Consider the following 21194-nt stretch of genomic DNA (forward strand, 5'->3'; position numbering starts at 1 on the left):
GTGGGTGGCCAGACCGTTTTCAACACGCGCGCGTGAAAGATGACACAATGAAGAGGATGACCACCGCCGAGGACCTCATTGATGAAGCGTTAGAAGACGCCTCGCTAGAGAACCAGAACACCGCCAGCGCTGTGCACAGCGAGAACGCTGGCGGCCGTTCCCCGTTCGTAGGCTTGGACCGTGCCACGTGGGCACGCCTGGCTCACACGATGGAGCAACCGTTCAGTACCGAGGACGTCCAGCGCCTCAACGCGCTCGGTGACCGCCTCGACCAAGACGAGATCCGGGAAGTCTATCTGCCGCTCTCACGTTTGCTTTCCCTCTATGTCGAAGGCGCGGCGGCTACCCATTCGGCGACCAACAGGTTCCTCGGTGAGCATTTCCGGCGCACCCCGTTCGTGATCGGAGTCGCCGGTTCGGTCGCGGTCGGTAAGTCCACAACATCCCGCGTGCTGCGTGAGTTGCTGAGCCTCTGGCCAGGCACACCTAAAGTGCAGCTCGTGACCACGGATGGCTTCCTCTACCCCAATGAGGAGCTCATCCGCCGTGGCATCATGGACCGCAAAGGCTTCCCCGAATCCTATGACCAGCGGGCCCTGATGCGGTTCATCACGGAAGTGAAGTCCGGGGTACCCAACGTCAAAGTCCCTACGTATTCGCACCACTTCTATAACATCGTCCCGAACGAATTCACGGTGGTGGACCAACCGGATGTGCTGATCGTTGAGGGCCTCAACGTCCTCGCCCCGCCTCGCTTGCGAGGGGACGGGACCGTGGGGCTTGCTCTGAGTGACTTCTTCGACTTCTCTATCTATGTGGACGCGCGCACGCGAGACATCCGCGAGTGGTACATCAAACGCTTCATGCGGCTACGCACCAAAGCGTTCAGCCTGCCGGATAACTACTTCCACCGTTACGCCCAACTCAGCGACCAAGAAGCGATCGATACCGCAACCAGCATCTGGACGCGAATCAACGAACCGAACCTGACCCAGAACGTGCGCCCAACCCGAGGGCGCGCCCAGCTGGTGCTCACCAAAGACTCAGACCATTCGGTCCATCACATGCTGTTGCGGAAAATCTGAGTGAACCTGACGCAGATCACACGCCAACAGTTCGCGGTTACATCCCAAAGCATGCTTCATGCCTTTATACTTTTAGCATGATCCAAGGATTCAAAGATTTCATCTCCAAGGGCAACGTCATGGATCTTGCCGTGGCTGTCATCATCGGCGCCGCTTTCGGTAAGGTTATCGACGCCCTCGTAGGTTCGGTCATCATGCCTGCCATCGCGATGCTGGTCGGCACCCCGAACTTCGATGACTGGCTCGTTTTCGGTTCCGTCAAGATCGGTGTCTTCCTCACCGCTGTCGTGAACTTCCTGCTCATCGCTGCAGCTGTCTACTTCTGCATCGTGATGCCAATGAACAAGATGATCGAGCGCCGCAACCGCAAGCTCGGCATCGAGCCAGAGGACGAGGCAGTCGACCCACAGATTCAGCTGCTCACCGAGATTCGCGACGCCCTCAACGGCACCGCTCGGGGTTCAGCTGGGGACCACGTAGCCCGCTAAAACTCACCTTCTGAATAAGATTCACCTTTGACGATGTAACGGTTAAACGGTTGGGGCCCGGAACCATATGGTTCCGGGCCCCAACCGTTTAACCGTTAGCTTCCGACAGCATACTGTCCATCTATCCGAGTGGTAGCGCTGTCTGGACGGTCTGGGCCAGGTGCCGGGCCTCGTCGGTGGCTTGCTCTTCGGTTGCGGCTTCAACCATGACGCGCACAACAGGTTCGGTACCCGATGGACGCAACAGTACGCGCCCAGTGTCTCCGAGGCGTTCTTCGGCTTCAGCCACGGCTTTCTGGATCTCGACAGAAGAACCAACGCCAGCCTTGTCCACGCCGCGGACGTTGATTAGGACCTGCGGCAGAACCGTCACGGCATCACCGAGTTCCTTGAGGGTCTTACCGGTAGCGGCAACCCGTGCGGCCAAGTGCAGGCCGGTCAGCACGCCGTCGCCGGTGGTCGCATACTCCTGCATGATCACGTGACCGGACTGCTCACCGCCTAGCGAGTAACCGTTCTTACGCATCTCCTCGAGAACGTAACGGTCCCCCACCGAGGTCTCAACAACCTTGATGCCGCGTTCCTTCATCGCAAGTTTCAACCCGAGGTTGCTCATCACCGTGACAACCAGAGTCTCGTCCTTGAGCTTGCCGGACTCATGCATCGCGATCGCGAGGATCGCCATCTCCTTGTCCCCGTCGATCACGTTGCCCTCATGGTCAACGGTCAAGCAGCGGTCCGCATCACCATCGTGGGCCACACCCATGTCCGCTCCGTGTTCAACAACAGCCTTCTGAAGCATCTCCAGGTGCGTTGAGCCGCATCCTTCGTTGATGTTCACCCCGTCCGGGGAAGCGCCGATCACCACAACTTCTGCGCCGGCAGCACGGAACGCGTCCGGGGAACAACCGGAAGCGGCGCCGTGGGCGGCATCGATCACAACTTTGACCCCATCCAGACGGTTCGGCAGCGTCTGTAGCAAGTGCATCACGTAGCGGTCTTCCGCATCAGCAAAACGATACACCCGCCCCACGTCGCCGCCTTGGGGACGCAGAGGCTCCAGCTGCATCCTAGATTCGATCGCGTCCTCTAGCGCGTCATCGAGTTTCTGCCCGCCGCGAGCGAGGAACTTGATCCCGTTATCCGGGGCGGGGTTGTGGGAAGCGGAAATCATGACGCCGAAGTCTGCTTCTAGGTCTGCAACCAGGAAGGCCGCTGCGGGGGTTGGGAGTGTGCCGGCGTCATAGACTTCCACGCCGGAGGCGGACAGCCCCGCCTCGATCGCCGCGGAAATGAAGGAACCAGAGATGCGAGGGTCTTTAGCGACCACAGCGACCGGTTTCCGGTTCCCTTCAATGTCGTTGAAACCCAAGACGACGGAAGCTGACTGAGCGAGGCTCATCGCCAGTTCCGGGGTCAAAAGTTTATTAGCTCTGCCGCGCACACCATCGGTGCCGAATAGTCGAGTCATATATCTATCCTACGAGTCCGGCGGCGTGCTCTTGACCCCGCCGCATACGAGCACACCGCGAGCGATGCTGTTGACAGCATCACCCGCGGCGTGACAAAGAACTGTCTAGCGGCCCGCTCACGCGAGCTACTGATTAGTTATCTGATGCGAAACCGTCGATGAGCGGGAACTCACCCACTGGGCCCTCATCTGCTTCGAATACACGGTCAGCGGAACCCACGATCAGCGGATCCGGTTCGTAGACAACCTCAGGGTCCTTACCTGGGTAGTCGACCGTGTTCAGGACGTGACGGATCGCTTCGAGGCGGGCACGCTTCTTGTCGTTGGACTTCACCACGGTCCACGGGGCGTCTCCGGTGTGGGTGTAGAAGAACATCGCCTGCTTAGCCTCGGTGTAGTCGTCCCACTTATCCAGGGAGGCCAGGTCCGTTGGCGAGAGCTTCCACTGGCGTACCGGATCGGTGCCGCGGGATGCGAAGCGGTGCAGCTGCTCGGCACGGGAGACCGAGAACCACAGCTTGACCAAACGGATACCGGAGTTCACGAGCATCCGTTCAAGCTCTGGGGTTTCACGCATGAACTCAACGTACTGGCGTGGGGTGCAGTACCCCATGACGCGCTCAACACCGGCACGGTTGTACCACGAGCGGTCGAACAGCACGATCTCACCACCGGATGGCAGGTGCTGGATGTAACGCTGGAAGTACCACTGGGTCTGCTCAACCTCGGTTGGTTTCGCGAGTGCAACAACGCGGGCGCCGCGCGGGTTCAGGTGCTCGGTGAAACGCTTGATCGCGCCACCCTTACCTGCGGCGTCACGGCCTTCGAAGATGATGACGAGGCGCTCGTCGTTATCCTGCATCCAACGCTGCATCTTCAGCAGCTCGATCTGCAGTTTGCGCTTCTCTTTTTCGTATTCGCGGCGGCCGAGCTTCTTCTCGTATGGGTAGCCCTGGCGCCATGCGTCGTCATCGAGCTCGAGCTTCGAGATCCTGTCTTCGGCATCGTCCTTAATAGGGTCGAAGCGGGTCTCGCTCTTATCGAGCTCTTTGTAGTCCACGTCATCTCCAAACTGCTTCAGGAACTCATCTTTTTCCTCACGACGGTTGGTCGTACCGCTCACGGTGTACAGCGCTTCTTCGCCATTGAGCTCGCGGTTCGGTTCCGCCGTCATCGCGGCCTGTTCCTTCGAAGCATCCGATGCGTCAGCTGGCTTCACGTCTTTATCCTCGACCGTGTTCGCCTCGCTCTGGGCTTTGGAGTTATTGCTGCTGCCTTTTCGTGAGGTAGCCATGCGATTCCTTCTTCAGGGTGAATGATGCAAACGTTGGCAGGATAGACCACTCCCAACATTCCCATTTTACGTTAGAAAAGGGCTAAGGGTCAGAATGTGTGTCTGGGGTTGGTGTTTTCGGCTGTGTTGGCGCGGGTTTCAGCGGATATATATGGCTGCTGGGCATATATCGGTGGTGTGAGCGTTCATTCCTCGGTGTGGTGCCCTTGATGTGCTACCGGCTAGTGGTGTGGTGGCTGGATGCCGAAGAACAGACCACGATGCCACTGCGGTGGCGATATGAAACGCAATGGCACCACCACACAAGGTAGGACAAGGTGGCGGTGCAAACTCTGCGGAGCCTCAACCACCAAAACCCGGACTGACATCACCAAAGCCGCAGTGTTCAAGCAGTTCATCGCTCACTGCACCTCGACCCGTAGCTTGAAAGACACCGCACAACAGGCCGGGGTGAGCCCTTCGACGTTGAAGCGACGGTTTAGCTGGTGCTGGCTGGTTGAAGTACCCGACCCGATGATCAAACACGCCGGGACGATCTATGACCAGATCTTTATCGATGGAACCTACACCGGTGCCGGGTGTCTTATCGTGGCAGCCACCTTCGATCATGTCCTGGCCTGGCACTGGTGCAAGCGTGAAACCAGCCTGGACTACCAACGACTACTTCAACGTATCCCCGCACCAGTGATCGCTGTCATCGATGGAGGACAAGGAGCCGCCAGCGCTATCAAGAAATGCTGGCCTGCCACCGTGATCCAACGCTGCCTGGTGCATGCACAACGAGTTGTACGACGCTACACCACCTCACACCCGCGTACCGATGCGGGCAAAGCGATCTACCAACTAGCGCGGAACCTGACCCGGATCACCACCCTGGATGAAGCAGCCACCTGGGCGAGGCAACTCCATGAATACGGCACCTTCTACCGGGGCTGGCTCAACCAGAAAACCTTCACCACAGACCCAATCACCCAACAACGCCACTGGGCCTGGACACACCCGAACACCCGTAAGGCCTACAACAGCCTGCTACACCTATGGCGTAACAACCTCCTGTTCACCTACCTCAACCCACCGACCGAACTACAGCACCGGCACCGCATCAAATCCACCACCAACAGCCTTGAAGGCGCGATCAACGCCGAACTGAAACTGCTCACCCGCACCCACCGCGGCAGAGCCGGAGAACACCAACGAAAAATGCTGGAATGGTGGCTCTACCAGAAAACAGAACTGCCTGACGATCCAACAGAAATCGCCAGGCAGTCCAACTGGGGCCAAAACCAACTCGCCAAAGTACCAGCCCTGACCCACAACAAGAACCAAGCCGACCACCAAACAGGACGACCAGCCCTCTACGACAACGCTATCGACACCACCTACACACACTCAATCGGCATCCAAAAAGGCCACACCTAACCCCCGCAACACACCCAAACCAGACACACATTTTGACCCTTAACCCACGATGTCCCGACACATAACAAAAGCGGAGACGGGGGGATTCGAACCCCCGGTCCGGTTTTACCCAGACCCTTCATTAGCAGTGAAGTCCAATCGGCCACTCTGGCACGTCTCCACATTGCCCTCACAAAGGGCAACATCCCATAGCTTAGCCGAGGGCAAGCGTTCACATCAAAGTGAACACCCGGCCGCAACCGTTCACACGGTCCCAGGCCACGGCTATTGGCGGGTCAACGCGTCCCAAATAAAGCTGTAGCTTCGGGCCGCAGTCCGGGCAGCGGACGCGTGGTCCACTGAACCTGAATGTCCGCCATCCACCTCCTCGTGGTACCAGGCGTTACGGTGGCCGAGCTCCTCCAATAACGCATAGAAGTGACGGGCCTGCACCGGTCCCACACGGTCATCGGACGATGTAGTCCACACCAACAGTTCAGGCCACGTAACCTCAGCCTCGTTGTTGGCTGTATCAGCTAGCCGATGGGTAGCTGAAATATCGCGCAGATGCTCAACATCGCCAGGAACATCAGGGTCGCCGTATTCCGCGATCCACGAATGCCCCGCCGAAAGCTGCGTGTACCGCAACATGTCCAGTAGCGGGACGCCACACGATACCGCGCCGAACAGCTCCGGATACCGCACATACATGTTGCCCGCTAGCAGGCCACCATTCGAACCGCCGGCCATACCCGTCAAAGCAGGTGAAGAAACACCACGCTTATGAAGATCACGCACCACAGCCGCCAGATCCTCATAGGCACGCGGACGATTCTCACGCAAAGCAGCCGCATGCCAATCCGGGCCGTACTCGCCGCCACCACGAATATTCGCGACCACAAACGCCGGAGCCCGGCCCTCATCCGTGCGGCGCTCAAGCCAACCGCGCCCCACCGCCGCGGAGTAACCCGGGGTACGGGACACACGGAAACCGCCATACGCGCTCACATACACCGGAGTCTTACCGTCCAGCGGCGCATCCTTCGGAGCGACCAAGAAGTACGGGACCCGCGTCCCATCATCAGACACCGCGAAATGCTGCGAAACCTCGTGTGCGCTCGCATCGAAACGCTCCGGCGCAACGCCGATGACCCGCCAGCCAGCGCCGCAACCACCATCGTTGCCGCTACCTTCGCCGCCACCAGCATTACCGGCGGTCGCGAGCGAACCCAGCTGCAGCGTCGGAGGCTGGAGGAAGCCTTGCGAAACCATCCAGACGTCGTCGCTGTTTTCCTGATCAAGTGGCCACATACTCACCGAAGACAACGCCGGCACACCAGGCAGCTCAGTCACCTGCCAGTCGTTGCGCGGATCCAAACGCACTACCCGGGAAGCGACGTCCTTCATGATGAGAGCGAAGCCAAAGTTCTTGGTGAACCCCACGCCCTGAACGGACTCGGACTGCTCCGGGACCAATACCGCACGCAAACCAGACCGCTGACCGGCCAGCCACTCGGTGGTCTTGACCACCAAAACCGTTCCGGCCGGGTAGCTCTGCCCGTGGACCTCCCACGTGCTCATCGGGCGGATAATCAACCAGTCCTCAAAGAAGCCAACGCTGGCATCCCCCGGGGCATCGATCTTCTGAACGCCCGCGGCGTCGCACATATCCACGTAGTTCGTGCCCGTGAAAAAGTCCTCCGAATCCCGGAACACCGTCTTCTCAAAACCCGGGGTCGTGTCCACGCCAGCGCCAGCCGAAACGTGGCTCGCGTCGATCTCGAACACAACCTCCGCATCCGCCAGATCCTGCCCGCGGCGCATGCGACGCACACAGCGCGCATAGGTCGAACGCGTCACGTCGTCATCGCCAGTCACCGTGGAGACCAAGAACGAATCATCAAAACCCCAGCTCACGGACGTCTTCGCCAACGGCAGCTCCAAGCCGCCCTCCACGAACCCGCGATCCACCACATCGAACTCACGGACCACCACCGCGTCGCCACCGTCAGGGGAGAGCACCACCAACGCTCGCCGCGGCTGCCCGCCCGGCTTCGGCTCCCACGAGGCGCCACGCCACACCCAATTCACGCCCTCAGCGGCGCTGAGCTCATCAAGGTCCAGAAGCGTTTCCCACTGCGGATCCCCAGCAACATAGGAATCCCAGTCCGTAGTGCGCCAGATCCCACGCGGATGCTCGGCGTCCTGCCAGAAGTTCGTGTGGAACTCACCGTGCTTGCTCACAGCAATGAGCCGGTCTTGGGCATCCATCGCCTCTTGGATCCGCGCCACCACCCGATCATGCTCATCAGAAGCAAGGTGCGCGTCGGTCGCTTCAGTGCGCTCCGCCGCCCAAGCGAGTGCCTCCTCACCACGAATCTCGTCCAAAAAAGAATGAATATGCGTCAGATCAGTCGGTTTAGTCACAGCCTAAGAATACGTTGAAGTGATAGAGATAAATACATGGAACAAGCAACAGATCATGCTCAGGATGCAGGCCTTCTTCGCGTCGTCGTGATTGGCGCTGGCCCGCGTGGAACCTCGGTCGTGGAGCGGCTCGCGCTCGCCGCGGCAGGGCAGCAGGCGTGGGCGCCAGCTGATTTGTTGATTGAAGACGACGACGGTGGCGCCCTGGATGCGCGCCCGTTGCGTATCGATGTGGTTGACCCGTACCCTGCCGGTTCTGGCAGGGTATGGGATCCGGGGCAGTCGCGGAACTTGTGGATGAACACGCCGTCGATGTTCCCCACGGTTGCGCCGGAACGTCCGGCTGGCGTGGGGCGGGCTGAGCATCCGGGGCTGAGCTTTGAGCAGTTCCGTCGTTCTGGTGGTGATGGTGCCGAGTTGAGCGAGGTTGAGCGGGCTGAGCTTGAGGCGTTGGGGCCTGGCAGTTTCCCTCCGCGCCCACTGTACGGCCGGTATTTGCAGCACGTGTGGGAGGGTGTCGCCGCGCAACTCGATGGTTTGGATCATGTGGATGGGCCGCATGTTCACGCTACGCTGGCGGTTTCGGTTGATCCGCACGTTGGTGGTGGTTACCGGGTCGTGTTGGGTTCGGGCCAGGTCTTGTATGCGGACCGTGTGGTTCTGGCTGTTGGGCACGTTCCTGCCCGGATTTCACCTGAGCAGGAAGCCGTGGGGTCGGCGTGCGCATCGCATCCGGGCGCGCACTATGTTCCGCCGCATGTTTCCACTGACGTCGACTACAGCCAGCTCCCTGCCGGGCAGAACGTCCTGGTTCGAGGCATGGGCCTGAACTTTTTCGACCTCATGGCTGAAGTCACGTTGAGTCGTGGAGGCCGTTTCGAGGAGACCGGCGGCCCTGCAGGCCAAGCGCTGACATACATCCCCAGCGGCAAGGAACCCATCCTCATCGCCGGCTCGCGCCGCGGAACCCCGTACCGCGCCAAAGCGGCGATCCCAGCGTTCATCCCGCCGGGCATCGAACTCAAGTTCTTCACGTATGAGCGCATCGTTGAGGCCGCGGAGAAGGGCGCGACCGGCCGTCTGCCGGGCACCGTGGACTTTGAACGTCACGTGTGGCCGTTGCTGAACCGTGACGTGATCCGCACCTACTACAACGAGCTCGCTGCCGCGGCGCCCGAGATGTTCGAATCCACCCCATCTGTGTTCCTGGATGAGCTGGACGAGATCCTTGCCGCCCCGACCGACATCGGCGATGAAGTGTGGGTCCTGAAACTCAAGGATGCGCTGGCTCGCGCGCTCCCAGACCGTGAACTGTTCGATATCCGCGCTTTGGCCCGTCCGTGGTCGGGGCACGGCGCGATCACCGCTGAAGCCTACCGCGCCGCAACCATCGAGATGTTGGAGGGCGATGTTGCCGCGGCATCCTTGGGTACGGGTTCGCCGTTGCACATGGCGATTGGCGCACTGCACGCAGGTCGCATGATCGTGAAGCGACTGATCGCGGAAGGCTACATCGACGAACGTTCCGTCGCCGCGCAGGTGCGCGGCTGGTTTGAGCCTCTCGTTGAGGGGTTGGCCTCGGGGCCACCTTTGGAGCGTATCGAGCAGATGGTCGCTCTGATGCGCGCCGGGATCGTTGAGGTTCTGGGCCCTGAGCCGTCCTACACCTACGATGCGGAGGCCCACTTGTTCCGCGCTGTGTCGCCGTGGGTGGGTGGCGCGGAGCCGGAGGCGACGTGGATGGTTGAGGCGATGATGCCGGCCAACCGTGTTGCGATCACGGATTCGCCGCTGTTGCGTTCGATGCTGGCATCGGGTCTGGCGCGTCCGCGTGTGCGCATCACCGATGATGGCGAGCAGGTTCCCGGCTCTGGTCTTGATGTTGAGGGCGCCGATCACCGTGTGGTCGGCACGAGTGGTGCCGCCGCCGATGGTGTGCACGTGATTGGTCTGCAGTTGTCCTCGGTGCAGTGGGGGACTGCGATCGCGGCTGAGGCCGGCGGTGATCCGCACGTGGGTGCCCGGACGCTCGCGGATGCTGAGGCGATCGCCCGCTCCGTTTTGCTGGACTAGTCCCGCGGTTTAAAGCGGAAAACCCCGGAATCTCTACGATCCCGGGGTTAGGCCAGCGGAGGGTAAGGGAATTTCACCCAAACCCCGTAAATACGCGGTAAAACAAGGGTCACGTGAACCGTATGCCTAATCTGTGCCTAATCATCTGCAGTTGTGGGAAAAATGCCTACCAAGAAAGAAGCGACAGATGAGCACCTCAGGCACTGAGAAAACCGTTACGCACATGCTCAGCGAGTATCTGCACAACCTAGAGCTAACCCCCGGGCAAATAGACACGCTAACCAATAGCCCGCTATTCATCTTCCAGAATGAATCTCTAGATGCCCCCGGGTATTTCGAATTTGTAGGACCTCAGCAACATCATGGGGGCATACGCCTTGAAACACGGTGGAACAATCACGACGGTTTTACTGCCCGGGTCGAGCTCACTAACAGCTATGCGGCGTTCACTAGTGAAGGGCTAAGAGAGCTCGCGAAAACCATTACAGATTTTTCATGGCTCTTAGAAGCAATTGCAGGGCCTTTTGAGCGGGCATAGGTCAACGCCTGTAGCCCCGGCCTCTATAGCTAAGGCGCTCGCTAGATATGGGATAGGGGCCTGTAAAGCCTTCTGAAGCTCATGACCTCTTAACTTATCTATAGCCCCATTTAATGGCGTTATAAGGCTGTTATCGGGGGTTCTCTTATGACCTTTAACGTTTGAGGCGCTTAGCGACATAGCCGCCCCTAACAGAAAAACGGCCGGGGAGATATCGCAATGCCGGCGGGGGCGACTAGCTCACGGCGTGGGACGGGGTACCCCGTGGGGTTGTCCTGTGGGGTTCTGAACGGCTCGTGATCGTGTCCAGGTGTCCAGTGTTTTCTTGTGACGCGTAACAGCGTTAGGCGCTCGCCGTGAGGTTGAGGCACTGCCTGCCTGCAGACACGGAAAGACCCGGCCTAAGGTTTCTTGTGTGTTCCTTAGCGCCGGGCCTTCCCGTTAGTGGTTATGCAGTTGTGAAGAGCGCTTCATCTTCGGCCGTGGTCGACGGTTTAGACGGTTCAGACGGTTTAGACATGAGCCCCTCCGCTTTCCATGCCCTGAGAAAGTCTTGCCGAAAATAGCCGCGTATATCGTTCAGTTTGCCGGGCCGTATCTTGTACTGCTCTAACATCCTCCCTAATCGTTGAGGGTTGAGCTTGAAACCTATGCGGTTACCTTCGCCCCAAGCGTCAGGTTCTGCTCTGACTAGTTCAGATATCAACTTGCCTGTTGGGATGAACGGTTGATTTGTTATGTGTCGGGACATCGTTCCGCTTTTTGGGTGCGGCCAAGGCGGCCGGACAACGTACCTGCAGACTGGCGGTTCCCGGTGTTCCCGGGGCTATTTTGCTGTCGCTGAGGCTGCTGTTCACCGTTATAGCTATACGGTTCGTGGCAGGCTGGACAGCTAGTTTCTGTGCCGCCCCGTGCCTCGACGTGGATAACGTCGGGGGACCGGTCGGGTCTTGCGGTGCGGTGAACGATGTCGTGACACATGGGCGAAGGATGTCGTGAGACATGGTTGGAAGGGTGTCGTGAGAGATCTGTGGGTGGGTTGGGGCGGTTAGGGGTGAACGATGTCGTGAAACCAAACACTTGAATCAGAGTGCCCGCCCGTTAGTTTCATTAGCGCGTAGGTTCCAGGAAATGGAGGGACGACTGCAGATCTGCCGTCCAGTTTTCAGCAACCAAGTGCGTTCCGTATGACTCATCCCAGGTTGTGTGCAAGAAAAATACAGTTGCGGATACTCGACCGTCGAAGACATCATCATGTCTACGCAGATAGTGTCCTGGGCGGTATCTTGCGATTTAAGCGGCTTTGTATTCAATATCTCTGATCCCCGTGGTCTTTTGCATAGCTCCAACTACCGGTTTGGAACGTAAACCAGCTAAGAACCGCGGAGTCCAAAAGCTTCCGGGTCCGGTTTTCGCAGAATTTCCGATAATGAAAACCGAAGCTGCGGGTCGTGATCGTTGAACGACTGTGGGTCTATTGAGCTAACCTCTGTACCTTTCTGAATCCAAGCCGCCGCACCCCACCTGCCGTCAGCCGCCATATCCTGACTGATTTGTCTCCAATCCATACTCTCGGGTAGAGAAGCGTGCCCTACTAAAGAGTCGGGTTCGAGAACCTTCTTTACATTGCTCATGAATCCATCACTTGAAAAGTGTTGTATTACTGAGTTCTTCAAACTCAACCCTGAGGTTCTGTTAGTAAACATATTTTCCCCTTGCTGTGACATAGATCACATGTTAGCCTATTTGGAGACTGGAAGGAGGTGACAACCGTGGCTGTTGATATTGAATTTGAAATTGAAGAAAACGAAACCGACGGTGCCGAAATGATTGTGCATCGCTGCTAAGAATGCTGTCAGCGCGCTGATGGACTCAGGTTGACGCAACTCTCCTGAGTCCATCAGCGAACTCAGGAGAGTTTATTTGAAGGTTCAGACATCACAAGCATGGTCGCTTGAAAAATCTGATCAAAGTCTCGTTGCACGATCCGAGATCATCACGTTAACGTTTAGAGGTGTCGGAGCAACAGAGTTACCGGCGGATTTGTTCACTGGTGTGCCTCTGGATGCTTCTTTGCTACCCAACAACCTCTATCAAGAGCTTAAGTCTCGAAATATCATCGTTAATGCTGAATATGGCCAAGCTGCTTCTGAACGATTTTCCCGGCAGCACGATTATCTGGTGACATTGGGCGCAGACCCTAATCTCGGGCACTTGAAGATCACCGAGGCTCGTGTGGGCATTATCGGTGTTGGGGCTTTGGGAAGTTGTGCCTTACAAGCGTTTGTTGGTGCCGGAGTGCAGAAATTTACATTAATCGACCCAGATGTTGTCTGCCCATCTAACATGAATAGACAGTACATCTACGGTTCAGGTGATATTGGGCGACCCAAGGTGGATGTCGCAAAGCAGTGGGTAGTTGATCGAGCGATACGGCCTGAAATAACGACGCATTTCTGCTCATTTCATGACTTAAATGCGGAGGTGTTTTTCCATGAAGTGGATTTCGTGGTGGCGACCTTTGATGGTCCAAGTATGAATTCGGTTTTAAGCTGTCTCTGTCAGGCTTGGGACAACAGGGTCGCCAGCGTATTCGGCGCGACAGGCTTCAATACCACTGTGATCAGTCCTGTCTTCATGCCTGGTCGTAGCAGGTCCCCAGAAGAATGTATTTTGCTAAGTGAAATGGGTGGTGTTCGCGAACCTATCCGCGCATCCTGGGGTCCAATAAGTCTTTACAATTCAGCCCTTCTCGCAGAGCAAGCACTCCTGCATTTATTAGGACTCTCAGATGAAGTCAATTACACATCATTCCACAAAACGTTGAGAAGACGTGGAGTAGTGTCCATCCAAACTACTGAGTCTCTGAGGTTCTAGTGTCACAACGCTTAGTTTTCGAGATGGAGCGCATAGCCAACAAGGAAATGCTGCACAGGGATTACAACTACGGACTACTACAATCCCAGATCACGCAACCACTCTACGCAGAATGCTCTGATGGACGGGTCGTGCCTGCACTCCTGGGTGATGCAATGAGAGTTGCTGACCATGATTGGGCTTTTAAAGCCGGCCCTAAATTGCCCGGTGAAAGTCGTTATGAGTTAGGCGAGATAGCTGAGGGTATCGTTCATTCGATTAGCACTACCCCCGCAAGTGCATGGCTAGGACGCCTAATTAAACGTGTAACAGTGAGTAGAGATCGTTTGCAGATGCACACAAGGTTCCCCATCGCAGAACTTCCGTCTGTGCTCACTGCACAATGTCTCGCGTTTAGTCTTGTCGGCGGGCGTCACGTTGGGGACTTTAAATTAGCCAACGGATACGAAAACAAATTCGCTACGCTTCTGAGTGTCCCCGACGGGCGCTTTGGAGTGGAACTAGTCGATTTTGGCTCTCGAAATGAAGGCCGAAAGAAGTTCTTCTCCGGAGACATCAACATAGGCTGGGGAGTTGGTCTACCTAGGGATTACTATGAATCAGACCCCGGACCATTCAATGAGCCGATAAATTTTAACATTAGTTATGTCCTCACCGCGGGTAGCAGAGTCCCTGCACAGCTTTGGAACTCTATCGAACGATACTTGAAAAGGGAACCAATTATAGCTCCCTACCTTTCGACCACTGTTTCGCGCTTATTTCCTGTGCCTAAAGACCGCTCCCAACGGAACTTACCTGTAGAAAAAGGCGAACGCATGAGTAGCTACGGTTCCGCCATGGCCAGGAGCTCTGTACCTCTATATTTTTCGGGCTATCACCCAAACGGCGATATGGCTCAAGAAATAGCAAAACAGACCGAAGGACTGTTATATCCAGTCCAAGTTCCATACGAAGACATTGTAATGAATCGTGTCAACCCAGCTGGAATAATTTTGTCCTTAAGGGTGCCGCTAAATTCTTCACCTTTGGGGGCAATACCTGAAACACTGGGATATTTGAGACAGAAGGGCCACACTACTGCTGCATCTGCCGAACTGTCGGTGATGATCAAAGAAACACTCGCAATGCCAGCGCCGAGCCTTGAACACTTGCGATGTCTAGAGCAGGCTGTGAATAAGGTAATTCGGCAGATTACCATCGGTCGTCTTCGTGTGTTATTCAGAAGCCCGATCAGTTTTGAGACAAATTCTATGGGTATGTTCAGCTTCCATGATCTAAAGGGTGCCATAAATGCTTGATAAAACTTCAAAAGCACTTCTAGAAGAAGGTCTCCAACGACTGAAAGCCGGCGAGACTGCTCACCTCAGTCAAGTTGAGTCGATAATTCACTTCGATTTCAGCGACTTAGGAAGATTGCTAAGGAATCCATTAACCCGAACACCTCAGGTGCGCGTAGCTCTTCGTGGCCGAAAAGTTCAAGAATCTAGATATACGCGCACCACAGTCGTAGGCCGTCAAGAAGTTAACGATTCCATTTGCCCTGAACGTATCGCCAAGCTGATTTCGCAAGGGGCCACGGTTACGCTCGATAGCTTGGAATTGTCAGTACCAGAGGTAGCTGAGGTGTGTCAGCTTTTTGAAGATCAGCTCCAACGCCCTTGTCTTGCTACGGCATACATCACCCCTGCCAACGTAGAAGGCTTGGCGCCTCACATAGATGAAGAAGACGTAATGATGGTCCAGACGGCTGGCTCCAAACATTGGAGATATGGGCAGCCAGAGCCAGGCGTCGGGACAATGTCTCGAATTTTAGAAGGAGATTATCCCAATTTGACCCAGTCCGGGCTCCTGCAAACTGGCGGCCTCATAACCCTACCTTCCGGCACACCTCACTCAGGTACGTCATCATCTAAGGGGTCAATTCATATCACCTTTTCTGTAGAACGACCCCGATATGGAAAACTTTTCAGCCAGCTTTTGAGCAAAACTGTCGAAAGTTCAGCCTTCCCATCAAAGCTTCATGAACAATTGCCGTTCGACAACTATCAACCCCCGTTAAACGAGTACATCGAACCCATTATTAGTGCTCTCGAACATCAATTGCAGGAATCTTCAAAAGAAACTTGTGAAACCTCAGCGCAATGGAATGAGCGGATAGAAGATATCTATGCGAGTTGGGACGCGGTGACTTTTGGGGCAGTTACAGTAAAGCTGAAGGAATCGTTCACGCTTAACTCTGTCGATGAAAACACAACACGAATCCGGACTATGACCAGCGGCCTGCAAGCAACGGTTAGCAGAGAGCTTGAAACAACCCTCCGGACACTGTTGGACCGTAAAAGACTTGACCATGTTGACGTGGATAAGTTTCCGATCTTATCCACCCTGGCCGGATATGGTGTAGTCTCCGCCAATCCAACATCTGAAAAACACATTCCATGAACCACCAAAAATCAATTTTATTCCGTCTATATGCTTCAGAAGCTGGTTCAACATTTACTTCCCAGTACGTGTTGTTTGCGATTCCTGTGGTAGCGGTGACAGTTCTTAACGCTAGAGATTCTGAGGTAGCACTACTCAATGCTGCTAGCGGTTTGGGAATTTTAATTTTCCTATTGCTCCTGGGGCCTCTTGCAGATGTGCGACGTAAAGACCTTTTACTAGGATTCCTGTCGATCGCACGTGGCGTGGCCGCCGCTTTACTGACCTATGCGTTTATGCAGGATGCGGTTTCTATCACCGTCTTGATCGTAGGCGTTTTCTTCATCGGGGGAATGACGGCATTATATGAGAGCAGCGTATCAGCCTACATTCCTGCGTTAGTCAGACCTTCAAAACTGCCTACTGCCAACAGCTGGATAGCTGGTTTACGATCCGCCGCCGACATAGGGGCAGGTGCCGCAGCAGGTTGGGTGCTTCAATACCTAGGACCTTCGTGGCTCATGGCCGTTGTTGCAGCGTTGTACATAGTCGTGTCTGTCGGGCCATTCTCTATGCGACCTGTATTCAAACCTGGCGGAGGTAGCATTCAACGTGCAGATAAGGCCGATTCCGAAACGGGAAAAAGTTTTATCCAAGAGGCGGTGGCTGGTTTCAATATTTTATTTAGAGACCGGGCACAATTTCGGATGAATCTTGGAATCTTCCAATTCAATCTATTCACCTCCGCAGTCCAGGCGATCTTTGCCGTTTATGCAATCAGGTATGCAGATCTAACCGCAATCACCTTTGGGCTAGCAGGAACGATTGGTGGACTCATTGGGCTACTTGGTGTCTGGATTTCTGTAAAAGCCATCCGAAAGTTTCGACCCCACCGACTCATGGCCGCAACTCTAATGATCCCAGGCATTATGGGTATCTTCATAGTTCTACTTCCTGTCTTTACCCCGACCAGTCAGATATTTGTACTGGGAGCCGCGCTTGGTATCTGGGCTGCTGCGACTCTTACGAATATCGCCTTATTTGAGACCATCAAACAAGTGCTAGTACCGTCACAGTACCTTGGACGCTACTCCGCGGCGAGTCGATTATTTACCTGGGGGATTGAGCCTGTAGGCGCTCTATTAGCAGCCTTAGCTGTCACGTATGCCCCTATCAGTGTTGTCCTCACGATTGCCTTTGGAGGCATATTCGCTTCTGGATTTTGGGTAATTCGAGAGAAGTCGCTTATTGCAATCACTAACCGGCAGCTCTACGAATACATGTCTGAGGCTGCAAAGTAGTAACGGTTACTGATATTTTTTGGGGCTCCCTTGCCGTTGGGTAGATTCCTGATGCTCATCGTTTTCGTGCCCTGTTGTGCCTAATCTGTGCCTAGAAAACGGCTGTTATGCCTAAATTATGCCTAGTTTAATGCTAACATCTGAGTACAACTGCAAGACTGATAGCACTAAAAAACATGGCAAAACCGCGTGATTACAAGGAAAACCCCGGAATCTCTACGATCCCGGGGTTAGGCCAGCGGAGGGTAAGGGATTCGAACCCTTGGTACGGGGTTACCGCACAATGGTTTTCAAGACCATCTCCTTCGGCCGCTCGGACAACCCTCCAACATCGCTCGAGTTTATCGCATGCTTCCGTCAACTCTGTATTCGTGTCAGTCTGGTGTGTATGTGCGCTGATCGTGAGTCCAATACATCCTCCGCGGCAACCCCTGCCGATGCGGCCCCTCCCACTGACACGGCCCCTCCCACTGAGCTGACCCCGCTCACTGCGACGACCCCCACTGAGATGACGGTGGTTTCTTTTGATGGCGCGGGCGGCCCTGAGGTGATCCGGGTCGGCCGCGGCGCGGTTCCGGTTCCTGGCCCGGGTGAGGTGTTGATCCGCGTGCATGCGTGTGGCGTGAACCCGGCTGATGTTTCGCAGCGGGAGGGGAATTACCGCCCTCCGGAAGGCGCGTCAGAGGTCCCGGGGCTTGAGGTCGCCGGTGAGGTGGTCGGCCACGGTCGCGGTGTGAATGCTGATGTGTGGCCGCTGGGGGAGTGTGTGGTTGCGTTGATCGATGCGGGCGGCTACGCGGAGTATGCGATCGCTCCGGTCGCGCAGGTTTTGCGGGTTCCTCGCGGTATCAGCATGGTGGGTGCGGCTGCATTGATTGAGGTTGCCGCCACGGTGTATTCGAATCTTGCGATGACTGCGCGCCTGCAAGCGGGCGAGACCGTCCTGGTGCATGGCGCATCGGGCGGTATCGGGACGTTCGCGCTGCAGTGGCTTTCAGCCTGTGGGCACACGGTCTATGCCACCGCATCGACCGCAGAGAAGTGCCGATGGGCGCGTGAACGCGGCGCAACTGAGGCGATCAACTACAGGGATGAGGATTTCGTTGAACGCATCAAGCAGCTCACCGATGGCCGGGGCGTGGATGTTGTGCTCGATGTGGTGGGCGGGGCATACCTGGACCGTAACCTGAGGTGCTTGGCTACTGATGGCCGGATGGTCACGATCGGTTTGGTGGGTGGCCGGAAAGCTGAGCTGGATATGGGCCGGTTGATGATCAAACGGCTTTCGGTGCACGGCACTACGTTGCGGGCACGGCCCGCGGACCAGAAGGCGGCGATCGTTGCGGCTGTGGGTCAGCATGTGTGGCCTTTGATCGCCGATGGCCGGGTCACGGTGCCCGTGGATGCGCAGTTCCCTCTGGAGCAAGCGAGGGACGCGCATGAGTATCTTGCGCGTGGCGAGCATTTCGGCAAGATCGTGTTAACGACGCATCCCGGCAACCGGGAGTAGTGTGTCTTGTACACGTCATCACAAGTACCTATTTGAGTGAGGTTTCTTATGTCTACAACCTCAGACGAGGTTCAGCGGCCACCGGCGTATGTTGAACCTGACGTCCTGGAAGCAGAGGAACGTAAATGGACTCCGACCCGCATTATCGTGTGGGTCGGTGTCGCCCTGTTGGGCGCGGTTGGTTGGGGTGCGATCGCGCTGGGCCGCGGCGAACCGATCAACGCGGTGTGGCTGGTTTTCGCAGCGGTCGGTACGTATCTGATCGCGTACCGGTTCTACGCCAAGTACATTGAGCGTAAAGTTGCGAAACCTGATGACCGCAGGGCAACACCTGCGGAAGTGAAGAATAACGGCCAGGACTACATGCCGACAGACCGTCGCGTGCTGTATGGCCACCACTTCGCTGCGATTGCGGGCGCCGGCCCGCTGGTTGGCCCGGTTTTGGCGGCCCAGATGGGTTACCTTCCCGGCACTATCTGGATCATCGTTGGTGTGATCCTCGCAGGTGCGGTCCAGGACTACTTGGTTCTGTTCTTCTCGATGCGTTCCGGCGCTGTCTCGTTGGGGCAGATGGCCCGCCAGCAGCTGGGCCGCTTTGCAGGTACCGCGGCGATCATCGCGACCGTGTTCATCATGACGATCATCGTCGCGATCCTCGCTCTCGTGGTCGTCAACGCTTTGGGTGAGTCCGCTTGGGGTCTCTACTCGGTTGGCCTGACCATCCCGATCGCGCTGTTCATGGGCGTCTACCTGCGTTACCTGCGCCCGGGCAAGGTCATGGAAGTTTCCATCATCGGTTTCGCGCTGTTGATGTTCGCCGTGATCTCGGGCCGTTGGGTCGCTGAATCCGAGTGGGGTGCCTCCTTCTTCCACCTGGATAAGACCACGATCGCGTGGATGATCATCATCTACGGCTTCGTCGCTGCCGTCCTGCCGGTGTGGCTGTTGCTCGCGCCACGTGACTACTTGTCGACGTTCATGAAGATCGGCGTGATCGCGCTGTTGGCCGTCGCGATCGTTGTGGTACGCCCGATGCTGGACGCGCCAGCCGTCTCGATGTTCGCCTCGGTCGAAAACGGACCGGTGGTTTCAGGTAAGTTGTTCCCGTTCCTGTTTGTGACGATCGCGTGTGGTGCGCTCTCTGGCTTCCATGCGCTCATCTCCTCAGGCACCACCCCGAAGCTCGTTGAGAAAGAACGTCAGACCCGTTTCTTGGGTTACGGCGGCATGCTCATGGAGTCTTTCATCGCGATCATGGCGCTCATCTGTGCCCTCGTGATTGACCGCGGCGTCTACTTCGCTATGAACTCGGGTGCTGGTCTCACCGGTGGGACCGTGGAAGGCGCGGTCCAGTTCGTGAACTCGCTCGGCTTGGTTGGCGCGACTGAGCTGACACCGAACATGCTCACCGAGCTTGCCAATAACGTCGGCGAAGAGTCCGTGGTGTCCCGCACCGGTGGTGCACCGACGCTCGCGGTCGGCTTGGCCTACATCATGCAGCAGTGGTTCGGTGGCGTATCGATGATGGGCTTCTGGTACCACTTTGCGATCATGTTCGAGGCTCTCTTCATCCTCACCGCTGTGGACGCCGGTACCCGTACCGCCCGCTTCATGCTGCAGGACGCGTTCGGTAACTACGTCCCTAAGTTCAAGGACATGTCGTGGAAACCAGGGGTGTGGATCACCACCGCGATCATGGTCGGCCTCTGGGGCTACATTTTGATCCTGGGCGTGACTGACCCGCTCGGCGGTATCAACACGTTCTTCCCGCTGTTCGGTATTTCTAACCAGCTGCTCGCCGCGATCGCGCTCGCGATAGTCATGGCGATCGTTGCGAAGAAACAACGCTTCAAGCACTTGTGGGTTATCGTCTTGCCGCTGGCTTTCACCACTGTCATCACGATGTACGCCTCGCTTTTGAAGATCTTCTCGCCTAACCCTTCGGTGGGCTACTGGGCTAACCACTTCAAGTTCAAGGAAGCGCTTGCCGCTGGCGAGACGAGCCTTGGCACGGCAGGCAATGTTGAAGCGATGAACGCGGTGGTCCGCAACACGTTTGTTCAGGGTTCGCTTTCGATCTTGTTCATGGTTTTGGCGATCATCGTGATCGCGGCCTCGACCGTCGTCACGTTCAAGGCCTACCGCCACGGCAAGGTCGTGGATCCGTTCGAGACCGAGGAAGTGGAGTCTAAGATCTACGCCCCTAGCGGTTTGATCCCTTCGAAGCCGGAGCGTGAGCTTGAGCAGCGCTGGAAGGAATATGACCAGAAGGTCGCTGCCGGGAACGCTCCACGGAAGGAGTGACCCTTTC

General features: G+C 56.6%; 16 protein-coding genes and 2 tRNA genes. 11 read left to right on the plus strand and 7 right to left on the minus strand.

Annotation, left to right across the window (positions count from 1 at the left end; translation table 11 throughout):
* Nucleotides 1–47 precede the first annotated feature (47 nt).
* Nucleotides 48–1085, plus strand: a complete 1038-nt coding sequence (gene coaA / locus MHJ63_RS06765; protein WP_239446700.1) for a type I pantothenate kinase — start codon at nt 48–50, stop codon at nt 1083–1085.
* Between the two features lie 77 nt (nt 1086–1162).
* Nucleotides 1163–1573, plus strand: coding sequence for a large conductance mechanosensitive channel protein MscL (mscL, locus tag MHJ63_RS06770; RefSeq protein WP_035754357.1), 411 nt, complete (start codon nt 1163–1165; stop codon nt 1571–1573).
* A gap of 121 nt (nt 1574–1694) precedes the next feature.
* Here mscL and glmM read toward each other — a convergent pair whose 3' ends face one another.
* Nucleotides 1695–3044 (minus strand): phosphoglucosamine mutase, encoded by a 1350-nt coding sequence (gene glmM, locus MHJ63_RS06775; protein WP_239446710.1) that lies wholly within the window; start codon nt 3042–3044, stop codon nt 1695–1697.
* Between the two features lie 133 nt (nt 3045–3177).
* Nucleotides 3178–4338 (minus strand): polyphosphate kinase 2, encoded by a 1161-nt coding sequence (ppk2, locus tag MHJ63_RS06780; protein WP_239446712.1) that lies wholly within the window; start codon nt 4336–4338, stop codon nt 3178–3180.
* Nucleotides 4339–4578: 240 nt separating this feature from the next.
* Between ppk2 and MHJ63_RS06785 the strand changes: the two genes are divergently transcribed.
* A complete protein-coding gene (locus MHJ63_RS06785; protein WP_035754950.1) occupies nt 4579–5757 on the plus strand; it encodes an IS1249 family transposase in 1179 nt (392 codons plus the stop codon).
* A gap of 71 nt (nt 5758–5828) precedes the next feature.
* Here MHJ63_RS06785 and MHJ63_RS06790 read toward each other — a convergent pair.
* Nucleotides 5829–5917: transfer RNA gene (locus MHJ63_RS06790), tRNA-Ser, on the minus strand.
* A gap of 104 nt (nt 5918–6021) precedes the next feature.
* The gene (locus MHJ63_RS06795) at nt 6022–8163 is read right to left on the minus strand and encodes a prolyl oligopeptidase family serine peptidase (protein ID WP_239446714.1); all 2142 of its coding nucleotides are present in this window, start codon (nt 8161–8163) and stop codon (nt 6022–6024) included.
* A gap of 36 nt (nt 8164–8199) precedes the next feature.
* Between MHJ63_RS06795 and MHJ63_RS06800 the strand changes: the two genes are divergently transcribed.
* Nucleotides 8200–10236 carry an FAD/NAD(P)-binding protein gene (locus tag MHJ63_RS06800; protein ID WP_239446725.1) on the plus strand — a complete coding sequence of 679 codons (2037 nt, stop codon included), beginning with the start codon at nt 8200–8202 and terminating at the stop codon, nt 10234–10236.
* Nucleotides 10237–10423: 187 nt separating this feature from the next.
* Nucleotides 10424–10774 (plus strand): hypothetical protein, encoded by a 351-nt coding sequence (locus MHJ63_RS06805; RefSeq protein WP_035757405.1) that lies wholly within the window; start codon nt 10424–10426, stop codon nt 10772–10774.
* A gap of 448 nt (nt 10775–11222) precedes the next feature.
* On the opposite strand, the gene MHJ63_RS10115 is transcribed toward MHJ63_RS06805, so the two are convergent.
* Together MHJ63_RS10115 and MHJ63_RS10120 are read right to left on the minus strand one after the other, a co-directional pair.
* Nucleotides 11223–11525 carry a DUF3631 domain-containing protein gene (locus tag MHJ63_RS10115; protein ID WP_083285235.1) on the minus strand — a complete coding sequence of 101 codons (303 nt, stop codon included), beginning with the start codon at nt 11523–11525 and terminating at the stop codon, nt 11223–11225.
* Between the two features lie 359 nt (nt 11526–11884).
* Nucleotides 11885–12067, minus strand: a complete 183-nt coding sequence (locus MHJ63_RS10120) for a 2OG-Fe(II) oxygenase family protein (RefSeq protein WP_083285237.1) — start codon at nt 12065–12067, stop codon at nt 11885–11887.
* Nucleotides 12068–12697: 630 nt separating this feature from the next.
* Between MHJ63_RS10120 and MHJ63_RS06810 the strand changes: the two genes are divergently transcribed.
* The 4 genes from MHJ63_RS06810 to MHJ63_RS06825 are packed head-to-tail and all read left to right on the plus strand — an operon-like array spanning nt 12698 to nt 17373.
* Nucleotides 12698–13651: a HesA/MoeB/ThiF family protein gene (locus MHJ63_RS06810; RefSeq protein ID WP_239446734.1), complete on the plus strand. Its 954-nt coding sequence runs from the start codon at nt 12698–12700 to the stop codon at nt 13649–13651.
* Nucleotides 13652–13674: 23 nt separating this feature from the next.
* Nucleotides 13675–14949 (plus strand): hypothetical protein, encoded by a 1275-nt coding sequence (locus MHJ63_RS06815; protein ID WP_156961819.1) that lies wholly within the window; start codon nt 13675–13677, stop codon nt 14947–14949.
* On the plus strand, nt 14942–16093 hold the full coding sequence (locus MHJ63_RS06820) for a JmjC domain-containing protein (RefSeq protein WP_083285242.1): 1152 nt from the start codon (nt 14942–14944) through the stop codon (nt 16091–16093). Before MHJ63_RS06815 ends, MHJ63_RS06820 begins: the two co-directional genes overlap by 8 nt.
* Nucleotides 16090–17373, plus strand: a complete 1284-nt coding sequence (locus MHJ63_RS06825) for an MFS transporter (RefSeq protein ID WP_035757398.1) — start codon at nt 16090–16092, stop codon at nt 17371–17373. Before MHJ63_RS06820 ends, MHJ63_RS06825 begins: the two co-directional genes overlap by 4 nt.
* A gap of 239 nt (nt 17374–17612) precedes the next feature.
* Here the strand turns inward: MHJ63_RS06825 and MHJ63_RS06830 are convergent.
* Nucleotides 17613–17700 (minus strand) — tRNA-Ser (locus tag MHJ63_RS06830).
* A 181-nt stretch (nt 17701–17881) separates the two neighbouring features.
* Here MHJ63_RS06830 and MHJ63_RS06835 point away from each other — a divergent pair.
* Together MHJ63_RS06835 and MHJ63_RS06840 are read left to right on the plus strand one after the other, a co-directional pair.
* A complete protein-coding gene (locus tag MHJ63_RS06835) occupies nt 17882–18883 on the plus strand; it encodes an NAD(P)H-quinone oxidoreductase (RefSeq protein WP_239446746.1) in 1002 nt (333 codons plus the stop codon).
* A 48-nt stretch (nt 18884–18931) separates the two neighbouring features.
* Entirely contained in the window at nt 18932–21187 is a 2256-nt protein-coding gene (locus MHJ63_RS06840) for a carbon starvation CstA family protein (RefSeq protein WP_239446735.1), read from the plus strand.
* Nucleotides 21188–21194 lie beyond the last annotated feature (7 nt).

It is taken from the genome of Pseudoglutamicibacter albus (assembly GCF_022346425.1).
Taxonomy (GTDB): Bacteria; Actinomycetota; Actinomycetes; order Actinomycetales; family Micrococcaceae; genus Pseudoglutamicibacter; species Pseudoglutamicibacter albus.

Excerpts from the sequence above, each read along its gene's own strand:
- MHJ63_RS06805 (WP_035757405.1), top strand. The coding sequence starts at position 10,424 with ATGAGCACCTCAGGCACTGAGAAAACCGTTACGCACATGCTCAGCGAG.
- MHJ63_RS06820 (WP_083285242.1), top strand. The coding sequence starts at position 14,942 with ATGCTTGATAAAACTTCAAAAGCACTTCTAGAAGAAGGTCTCCAACGA.
- MHJ63_RS06815 (WP_156961819.1), top strand. The coding sequence starts at position 13,675 with ATGGAGCGCATAGCCAACAAGGAAATGCTGCACAGGGATTACAACTAC.
- MHJ63_RS06840 (WP_239446735.1), top strand. The coding sequence starts at position 18,932 with ATGTCTACAACCTCAGACGAGGTTCAGCGGCCACCGGCGTATGTTGAA.
- MHJ63_RS06800 (WP_239446725.1), top strand. The coding sequence starts at position 8,200 with ATGGAACAAGCAACAGATCATGCTCAGGATGCAGGCCTTCTTCGCGTC.
- glmM (WP_239446710.1), bottom strand. The coding sequence starts at position 3,044 with ATGACTCGACTATTCGGCACCGATGGTGTGCGCGGCAGAGCTAATAAA.
- coaA (WP_239446700.1), top strand. The coding sequence starts at position 48 with ATGAAGAGGATGACCACCGCCGAGGACCTCATTGATGAAGCGTTAGAA.
- ppk2 (WP_239446712.1), bottom strand. The coding sequence starts at position 4,338 with ATGGCTACCTCACGAAAAGGCAGCAGCAATAACTCCAAAGCCCAGAGC.
- MHJ63_RS10115 (WP_083285235.1), bottom strand. The coding sequence starts at position 11,525 with ATGTCCCGACACATAACAAATCAACCGTTCATCCCAACAGGCAAGTTG.
- mscL (WP_035754357.1), top strand. The coding sequence starts at position 1,163 with ATGATCCAAGGATTCAAAGATTTCATCTCCAAGGGCAACGTCATGGAT.
- MHJ63_RS06835 (WP_239446746.1), top strand. The coding sequence starts at position 17,882 with ATGACGGTGGTTTCTTTTGATGGCGCGGGCGGCCCTGAGGTGATCCGG.
- MHJ63_RS06785 (WP_035754950.1), top strand. The coding sequence starts at position 4,579 with ATGCCGAAGAACAGACCACGATGCCACTGCGGTGGCGATATGAAACGC.
- MHJ63_RS06825 (WP_035757398.1), top strand. The coding sequence starts at position 16,090 with ATGAACCACCAAAAATCAATTTTATTCCGTCTATATGCTTCAGAAGCT.